Source organism: Microcystis sp. M49636_WE2, assembly GCF_030065375.1.
Taxonomy (GTDB): Bacteria; Cyanobacteriota; Cyanobacteriia; order Cyanobacteriales; family Microcystaceae; genus Microcystis; species Microcystis aeruginosa_C.
The window spans coordinates 1-8,886 of sequence record NZ_JASJFG010000102.1; the positions used below are offsets into that span (position 1 = coordinate 1).

8 protein-coding genes are annotated in these 8,886 nt (G+C 45.3%); 4 read left to right on the plus strand and 4 right to left on the minus strand.

All coding sequences use genetic code 11. The annotated features are described in order from the left end of the window. Positions 1-95: 95 nt before the first annotated feature. Together PX484_RS02380 and PX484_RS02385 are read left to right on the plus strand one after the other, a co-directional pair. Positions 96-1,895, plus strand: a complete 1,800-nt coding sequence (locus PX484_RS02380; protein ID WP_287765683.1) for an acyl-CoA dehydrogenase family protein — start codon at positions 96-98, stop codon at positions 1,893-1,895. Beyond that, the gene (locus PX484_RS02385; protein WP_002758399.1) at positions 1,873-2,235 is read left to right on the plus strand and encodes an acyl carrier protein; all 363 of its coding nucleotides are present in this window, start codon (positions 1,873-1,875) and stop codon (positions 2,233-2,235) included. The genes PX484_RS02380 and PX484_RS02385 overlap by 23 nt, the downstream gene beginning before the upstream one ends. 321 nt (positions 2,236-2,556) lie before the next feature. Here the strand turns inward: PX484_RS02385 and PX484_RS02390 are convergent, their stop codons facing one another. The 3 genes from PX484_RS02390 to PX484_RS02400 form a co-directional block, all read right to left on the minus strand. Next, positions 2,557-3,180: a cytochrome c oxidase subunit 3 gene (locus tag PX484_RS02390; protein WP_002738397.1), complete on the minus strand. Its 624-nt coding sequence runs from the start codon at positions 3,178-3,180 to the stop codon at positions 2,557-2,559. A 171-nt stretch (positions 3,181-3,351) separates the two neighbouring features. Beyond that, positions 3,352-5,028, minus strand: a complete 1,677-nt coding sequence (ctaD, locus tag PX484_RS02395; protein ID WP_287670685.1) for a cytochrome c oxidase subunit I — start codon at positions 5,026-5,028, stop codon at positions 3,352-3,354. A 38-nt stretch (positions 5,029-5,066) separates the two neighbouring features. Next, the gene (locus tag PX484_RS02400) at positions 5,067-6,023 is read right to left on the minus strand and encodes a cytochrome c oxidase subunit II (RefSeq protein WP_287670687.1); all 957 of its coding nucleotides are present in this window, start codon (positions 6,021-6,023) and stop codon (positions 5,067-5,069) included. Positions 6,024-6,337: 314 nt separating this feature from the next. Between PX484_RS02400 and PX484_RS02405 the strand changes: the two genes are divergently transcribed. Then, positions 6,338-7,258, plus strand: a complete 921-nt coding sequence (locus PX484_RS02405) for a COX15/CtaA family protein (protein WP_004163865.1) — start codon at positions 6,338-6,340, stop codon at positions 7,256-7,258. A gap of 13 nt (positions 7,259-7,271) precedes the next feature. After that, on the plus strand, positions 7,272-8,222 hold the full coding sequence (locus PX484_RS02410; RefSeq protein ID WP_004163864.1) for a heme o synthase: 951 nt from the start codon (positions 7,272-7,274) through the stop codon (positions 8,220-8,222). Positions 8,223-8,555: 333 nt separating this feature from the next. On the opposite strand, the gene PX484_RS02415 is transcribed toward PX484_RS02410, so the two are convergent. Beyond that, on the minus strand, positions 8,556-8,886 hold a 331-nt coding region (locus PX484_RS02415), incomplete at its 5' end, for a helix-turn-helix domain-containing protein (protein ID WP_288102753.1).

Consider the following 8,886-nt stretch of genomic DNA (forward strand, 5'->3'; position numbering starts at 1 on the left):
CAAACGTCTAGAATGGTCATTAATTTTTGTGCATGGTCGGGTCTTCTAACCGAAGGCATTGACGAAAAACACATTGTATCTGTCCTAGAGGCACTATGAAAAAGCTTAAGCAATACTGGACTGCTGAAGCACTGGAAAAAGACTTAGGCGATCCTCTCAATCCCGATAACCCTCTATCCTACAAGCGGGTGATCGAAATTGACGAGAGCGAAGAATTTCCCCACGAGGAAATTCGCTGGTTATACGACTGGAAACTCCAACACTACTACATTCCCACCGATTGCGGCGGTGAATTTACCTCTTTTGAGGAATTTGTCGCTTTTGTGCGGGTACTTTCCCGACGGGATCAAACTATCGGCATCGCTTTTACTACCCTATTCTGGTCGTTTTTAAACTGGATGGCGGGAACCCCAGAACAGAAACAGAAGCTCGCCCGTTTTATCATGGATGACTATGGGGCGATGTGTCTGGGTTACTCGGAAAAGGAACACGGTAGCGATCTGATCAATGGTGATCTAACTGCGACGAAGGTGGAAGGAGGTTATATTCTCAATGGGGAGAAATGGCCGATTAACCGGGCGACTATCTCTGGAGTTTCCTTTATTTTGGCGAAAACCGATGCTAACGGCGGGCCAAAGTGTTTAACCCTATTTATGGTCGATAAACGGCAATTAGACCCCGAAAAATACTATAATTTACCGAAAATATACACCCATGGTGTGCGGGCCTCGGATATGAGTGGCATTGGTTTTAAGGATTGTTTCGTCCCCGATTCCATGCGTTTACGCGAGGAGGGAGACGGTTTAGAATTAGCCCTGAAAGGTTTCCAGATTACCCGAATGTTGTGCGCTGCTTTTTCCCACGGGGCAGCCGATACCGCTTTAAGAACTACCCTCGGTTTTGCCGTTAATCGGGTAATTTATAACAAAACTGTGATGGATTTGCCCCAACCCCGGCGCACTCTCGTGGATGCTTTCCTTGACATCCTTATTTGTGATTGCGAGACGATTCCGGCCGCGAGAGGTTTTCATATTATCCCCGAACAGTTTAGCGTCTGGGCTTCGGTGGTAAAATATTTTGTCACCGTCCGTCTGGAGGAGATGGTTAATAGTGTTTATGTGGTCTTGGGATCGCGTTTTTATATGCGAGAAGAACACGAATTCGGCATCTTCCAGAAGCTACTGCGGGATAATTCGATTATCAGTATGTTTGACGGCAGTTCGATCGTCAATCTTCATGCTTTAATCCTACAATTGCGTCCTTTAACTAAATATCGGGCTAAACGCAACTCGCGCACCATGTCGGCGTTAAAAAGCCGTTTAGAGACGATTTTTAGCCTAGAAAAGTCAGTTCCTCCCTTTGAACCCAATAATTTAGAATTATTTGGCCGGGGAATCGATGATTCCCTACAGGGTTTAGAGATTGCCCTTGATATGCTGGAAGGATTGAAAGATTCTCAGGAGGTGGACCCGGAAGTATTAGAAAATCTATTGATGTTGGGTAATTTAGTTTTAGAGGAACTAAATGCTCACGATGAACAGATTAGTCAATCGAAATTCGAGTATGGTCACGACCAATCACCCGAATTGTTCGAGATTGCCAAGAAATACTGTACCTTACACGCTGCTTCCGCTTGTTTACACACTTGGCTTTATAATCGTTCCATCCTGGGTGAATTTTTTGCCCGGGGGGAATGGTTGGTGTTGAGTTTACACCGATTACTGCGAACTCTCCGGCCGCTGCCTTACACTCTGTCTGAGGTGTATGTAGAAAATGTTGCCCAAGAATTGCTGAAATTATATCGAGAAAATCAACATTTTTCGATCGCCCCTTTTCAATTAGCCCATTCACAAACTACCGAGGAAAAAACCCATGAACTCCAGCTCCAATCTTAATAATCTGGTACAAAATTGGTTAGTAAAACAGTTAGCCGATCAGTTATCTTTAGATGCCAAAACGATTAATGTGACTGAACCTTTAACCCGTTATGGTTTAGATTCGATCGATGCGGTAACGATGGTGGGTGATCTAGAAGATTGGGTCGGTCAAGAGTTACCTTCTACCCTTTTCTGGGATCATTCTACTATTGAAAAAGCGTCTCTTTTCCTAGTAGAAAACTACGATCTTTCTAATCTTTCCGGTGAGGAAACCCCCGCAGAAGTTGCTCCCGTCGCTGAAAAAGCTGAACCAGCCGTTAGTGGTGGCAAAGGTTGGAGTTTATTCGGTCGTCGTTAATTTTAGGTGTAGGGTGGGTTAGGCGACGACAATTTATGCTAGGGAAAATTATCTAGTATTCGCCGTAACCCACCTATATTAGTTATCAATTGGCTCTGTTCTCTACTCACCAGTATAGGAATTGCTAAGTACCTAAACAAAATTAATTACCCATTTCTCCGTAAAGCAACAATCGCTGTATTTCTTTTCTGTTGCCCGTTCCGCAGTTCTGGAGTTCCCTCTCACCACTAGGAAATTTATTTTGTACGACTACTTATAAATTGAAATATATAAAAAAGGGCGATCACTTGATCGCCCTTTTCTCCTACTAAATAACAAAAATTAGCGTAAGATATACACCAGTAAAAATAGGATAATCCAGACCACATCGACGAAATGCCAGTATAATTCTGCCGCTTCCACACCAAAGTGAGATTGACTAGAATAGTGGTCTTTTTGACGAGAACGCCAGAGGACAGATAGAATCAGCACTAAACCGAAGGTAACGTGGAGACCGTGGAATCCGGTTAAGGCATAAAAAGCGCTGGTGAAAACATTAGTTGTCAGACCGAATTCAGCGTGATAATATTCGTATCCTTGACCACAAAGGAAGATAATTCCCATCAGGGCAGTAATGCCGAACCACAATTGTAAACCGGCATTATTGTTTTGTTTAATTGCCTTTTGTCCTATGTGCATAACAAAACTACTGGACACCAGAATAATCGTGTTAATTGTCGGTAGGGTTAATTCTAATTCGGGCGTGCCGGCGGGGGGCCAAACGGGTAACATGGTACGGTAGAACAAGAAAGCGGCAAATAAGCCTAAAAAGATGGAACTTTCCGCCACTAGAAACAAAACCACACCGAATAAGCGATGATCTGGGTGGCCATGATGTCCGTGTTCCACCGTTTCCTGATGATAATTGACAGAGAGTTGAGAATCTTCGAGCGTTGAACCTTGCATAATTGAATATCCTTAGTTTACACGGGAGACGGGAAGCTTTTTTTCAGTGATCAGTGGGAAGTGGGAAGTGGGAAGTGGGAAGCTTTTTTTCGGTAAACAGCAATCAGTGAACTGATAACTGATAACTGATAACTGATAACTGATAACTGATAACTGATAACTGATAACTGATTATTGCGATTCTGCGCCCACTTCAGCGAGGAGATCTTGTACTGATTCCGCTGCTTCTGATTCTTCCATATCAATACCGTAATCGTAGGGGCCGGACCAAAGAATCGGCATTTCCTCGAAATTCTCGATAATTGGGGGAGAGGAGGTTTGCCATTCTAGGGTTAAAGCGCGCCAAGGATTACGGCCGGCGGGTTGACCTTTAAAGGCACTCCAGACCATATTAATAGCGAAGGGAATACTCGATATACCGAGAATATAAGCTCCTGCGGTACTAAGAACATTTAAATCCTGAAACTGCACATCATACAGAGCAATACGACGGTTCATACCCAATAATCCCAATTCGTGCATCGGCATGAAAGTTAAATTCAAACCGATAAAACTGAGAACAAAGTGGATACGACCGAGAGTCTCGTTATACATCCGTCCGGTCATTTTCGGGAACCAATGGTAAACGGCAGAAAACAGGGCCATTGCCGTACCACCAAATAGTACATAATGGAAGTGACCGACGACAAAATAGGTATCGTGGACGTGGATATCGAAGGGAACAGAAGCCAACATAATCCCGGTCAAACCACCGATGAGGAAAGAAGACAGGAAACCGATCCCAAATAATAAAGACGTATTGAGACTAAGTTTACCCCCCCAAAGAGTGGCACACCAACTAAAGATTTTAATGCCCGTGGGAACGGCGATTAACATAGTTGCCGCCATGAAAAACATCCGTAACCAGCCGGGGGTGCCGCTGGTGAACATATGGTGGGCCCAAACGATTAAACCCAAGAAACAGATGGTGAGACTGGAATAGGCGATCGCTCGATAACCAAAAATCGGTTTACGCGCATGAACTGGTAATATCTCCGATATCGTGCCGAAAAAGGGCAAAATCATGATATAAACAGCAGGATGGGAGTAAAACCAGAACATATGCTGATAAACCACCGGATCGCCGCCGCCGGCGGGGTTAAAAAAGCTCGTGCCAGCGATTAAATCAAAGGATAAGAGAACGAGAGCAGAAGCGAGAACGGGGGTGGAAAGCAGTACCAGAGTCGATGTGGCCAGCATTGCCCAACAAAATAGCGGCATACTGTACAAATCCATCTCAGGAATCCGCATTTTCAGGATCGTGGTGATGAAATTAATCGAGCCTAAAATCGAAGAAGTCCCGATCAATAAAAGGCTCAAAATCCACAATTCTTCGCCCCATTTGCCGCTAATTAAGCTTAAAGGTGGGTAGGAAGTCCAACCGGACTGGGGTGCGCCGACAAAGAAACTGGATAATAATAGCAGCCCGCCGGGGGGATTAAGCCAGAAAGCCACAGCGTTAAGACGAGGAAAAGCCATATCTTCCGCCCCAATCATCAGGGGAATGAGATAATTGGCAAAACCTGCCCCAACCGGAACGATCCAAAGAAAGATCATGATCGTTCCGTGCATGGTCATGAATTGGTTATATAGTTCCGGGGAGACAAAATCGGGGTCGGGAGTGGCTAATTCTGTCCGCAGCACTTCCGCGAAAGCACCGCCAATAAAGAAGAAAAGAAAGGCAGTCACCAGATATTGAATCCCGATGACTTTATGATCGGTGCAGAAAGTAAAGTAATCGGTCCACTTGCGGTGATGGATCACCTCGGGAACGGTTGCTGGGGTGGTTATTTCCGTTGATGCTGTCATAATACCAAGATTTTAGATGACAAGAAAAATTACATTTGCTACTGATGGGCAACTTGGGCGAGGATTTCAGCGTCGATGCCCATTTCTTCGGTGTAGGGGGTCAAATATTGACTATCAGAGCGATCTTTAGTGGTCATGGCTACAGTTCGATCGCTGTCAACTTCGGCGATCGTGTTATCCTGCACCCATTGGTCGTAATCGGCTTGGGAGTGAACTACAAAGCTAGATTTCATGCCGCCGTGATAGGCCCCGCAAAGTTCCGCACAAATGATCGGATATTGACCAATTTGGTTGGATGTGAACGATAACACCGTTTCCTGTCCGGGGATAACGTCCTGTTTTAGACGCAATTGGGGAACCCAGAAAGCATGGATCACATCTCCCGCTTCCATATTCAGTTGCACGGGACGATTGACGGGAGCGTGCAGTTCTCCGGAAACAATGCCAGTTTCGGGATAGGTGAAGATCCAAGCGTATTGAATGCCTTTAACATTGACCACTAGGGGGGGAACTCCTTCACCATCGTAGGAATTGCCGATACCTAGGGCTACCCTGCGATCGCCGCCCAGGGCCATCATCGTGCCGTGGTGATGACCGTGGTGGGCGATTTCTCCTTTGCCACCCTTGGAAATCAAGGGATCGAGACCGCCGATATTGTTATAAATCTCGAAGCTATAGACGGCAAGGATAAAAACGATTACCGTCGGGATGGCTGTCCAGAAGATTTCTAGGGGGACATTGCCCTCCACTGCCGGCCCGTCGGTTTGATCCCCCGGTTTACGGCGAAAGCGAATCACTATATAGATAATCACGCCTTCAACTATTAAAAATAGTCCCGTGGCGAGGGTCATCATCAGATTAAAGATATTATCTATCTCCTGAGCATCTTCGGAAGCGGCCACAGGCATTAAGCCATGATTTTGGCCATACCAGAGACTAATTAAGGTCAAGGCGATCCCGAATACGAGCGTCAGGATACTGCTGGGAATTTTCACGGTCTTTTCAATATTTTTAATAGTGGCTACTTATTCAAGGCTAAAACATGATTCCCCTATAGATGGGAAATTTAACCAGCATCTTCTGAGAATTTTATCTTTTCTTTGGGATCGTTTTCGGGGAAAGTATTTTAAATAACTAATTTTTATGTTTTATTCTGAGTTTATGTAAACAAATGTAACGGAAATGACCAGAAATCTAAAGAATATCTAAAAGGTTTTACTGGTCGTAAAAAAACTCATTCACAGTGATAACTAACTGGCAAACAAAGCCATGATCTTTGATGACAGACTCCTTGAGAACAGGCAAACCGATGACCGAATCTGTTTTTAACCCGACACCCCTAAGAGAAACTGGCCATATTCAGGTGTGGATGCGCCGCTTAGTCTGGAAAATTGCGATCGCTACTTTCGCCCTCATGGTGGTGGGTGCTGCCACCAGAGTTATGAACGCCGGTTTAGCTTGTCCCGATTGGCCTCTGTGTTACGGTCAATGGATTCCCAGTCAGCAGATGAATCTACAGGTATTTCTGGAGTGGTTTCATCGTCTCGATGCCTCTTTGATCGGGTTTAGCACGATCGCTCTCGTCGGTCTGTCTTGGTGGTATCGTCGCCATCTTCCCCCTTGGCTGTTGCCCTCGGCGATCGCTGCCTTGGCTTTAATTCTCCTGCAAGGAGTCCTGGGAGGATTAACCGTCACCCAATTACTGCGATTTGACATCGTAACCGCCCATTTAGCCACAGCTTTGCTCTTTTTTGCCACCTTAATCGTCATTGCTATCGGTCTGACTCCCTACCGTGGCACAGGTGCGGTCGGGAAACTAACTTGGATGGGAATGGTCGCCACCGGTCTAGTTTATCTGCAATGTCTACTCGGCGGTCTCGTCGGTTCCCGTTGGGCTGCCCATCAGTGTTTAACGGTTTCCCAACTCTGCACCGTGATGAATAGCCACATTATCGGGGTTTTTCCCGCCACTATCTCGGTTTTAACCCTAGTTTTCTTCGCTTGGCGAACTGCCGCTATCCATCCTCTCCTTAAAAAACTAGCTTTTAGCGCCGGGGGATTAGTCGCCCTACAGGTGTTTTTGGGCGTTGCCACCCTGAAACTGCATCTCCAGGTGGAACCCTTAACCATTACCCACCACAGCATCGGTGCGCTATTGGTGGCAACCCTCGTCGCTTTTACCACTTTTGCCCTTCGCGATCGTTCTTTCGCACCTATAAGCCATCTCTAAGGATTTAATCACGATGACTGGAACTCAAGCCCTTCGCCACCACGATAATTTTTTACAAGTCGCTAAAAGTTATTATCAACTCACCAAACCGCGAATTATTCCTCTACTGCTGATTACTACAGCCGCTTCTATGGAAATCGCCTCTAAAGGTCAGGTTTCCCCTCTCTTACTCTTTCTTACCCTCCTCGGTGGCACTCTCGCCGCCGCCGCCGCTCAAACCTTAAACTGCATCTATGATCGCGACATCGATCACACCATGCTTCGTACTCGCGCCCGTCCGATCCCCTCCGGTCGCGTGCAACCCCTCCACGCCCTCATTTTTGCCCTCGTTTTAGCCTCTCTTTCCCTAGCACTTTTTGTCTTTTTTGTCAATACTTTGAGCGGATTTTTAGCAATGACCGGCATCGCATTTTATATGCTGATTTATACCCATCTGCTCAAGCGTCATAGTATCCAAAATATTGTTATCGGTGGCGCGGCTGGCTCGATTCCTCCCCTCGTCGGTTGGGCGGCAGTAACGGGCGATCTCGGTTGGATTCCCTGGATTTTATTCGCAATTATTTTCCTCTGGACTCCTCCCCATTTTTGGGCTTTAGCTTTAATGATCAAGGATGATTATGCAGAAGTGGATATCCCGATGATGCCCGTAGTTAAAGGAGAAGAAGCCACTAGCGAGCAGATTTGGCTCTATACTTTAATCGTCGTTCCTTTCACTTTCCTCCTGATTTATCCCTTGGCTGCCTGTGGTGTGGTTTATGGTGTAGCGGCTTTAATTTTAGGGTTTGTTTTCCTGAAAAAAGCTTGGCGATTAAAACAGAATCCTTTTGATCGGGACATGGCTCGATCGCTGTTTAAATATTCCATTCTTTACATGATGTTATTATGTACAGCTATGGTGATCGATAGTTTACCCATGACCTCTCGTCTCATCGCTACAATTGCCAGTTTATTCTCCTGTAGTTAATCTCAGTTATCGGTTATCAGTTATCAGTTAAGTAGTCGTGCAAAATTAATTTCCTAGTGAAGATAGGCAAAAGGCAAAAGGCAGGAGGCAAGAGGTGGTTAGATATGTGTAATTAATTTTGCTTAGGTACTTATCAGTTATCAGTACCGATCACCGATTACTGTTTACTGTTCACTGAAAATACTCCCCACTCCCCAATTCCCAATTCATAATTCATAATTCATAATTCTCCCATCTCCCCAATTCCCAATTCATAATTCATAATTCATAATTCTCCCATCTCCCCAATTCCCAATTCATAATTCATAATTCATCATTCATAATTACCCCCGACTACTGATTGCGACTGAGGGAGTTAATTCGCTCGATTAGTTGGGCTAAGATTTCTTGTAATTGTCGATCTTGATGCTGGGAAAGATTGATTTTATCACAGCTATAAATAACGGTGGTGTGATCTTTGCCGCCAAATTCTTCGCCAATGCGCGGTAAGCTTAAATCCGTGTGTTGACGCATCAAATACATTCCAATCTGTCGGGCAAAACTAATTTCTCGTCGGCGGGAATTTCCTTTTAGATCGGCGATCGAGAGTTGAAACTTTTCCGCTACTACCGCCATAATAATCTCAGGAGAAGTGGCAATTTTGGCCATTGGTGGATTTAAAACC

Coding starts and splice junctions, on each gene's coding strand:
- PX484_RS02380 (WP_287765683.1), top strand. CDS start 96: ATGAAAAAGCTTAAGCAATACTGGACTGCTGAAGCACTGGAAAAAGAC.
- PX484_RS02385 (WP_002758399.1), top strand. CDS start 1,873: ATGAACTCCAGCTCCAATCTTAATAATCTGGTACAAAATTGGTTAGTA.
- PX484_RS02390 (WP_002738397.1), bottom strand. CDS start 3,180: ATGCAAGGTTCAACGCTCGAAGATTCTCAACTCTCTGTCAATTATCAT.
- ctaD (WP_287670685.1), bottom strand. CDS start 5,028: ATGACAGCATCAACGGAAATAACCACCCCAGCAACCGTTCCCGAGGTG.
- PX484_RS02405 (WP_004163865.1), top strand. CDS start 6,338: ATGACCGAATCTGTTTTTAACCCGACACCCCTAAGAGAAACTGGCCAT.
- PX484_RS02410 (WP_004163864.1), top strand. CDS start 7,272: ATGACTGGAACTCAAGCCCTTCGCCACCACGATAATTTTTTACAAGTC.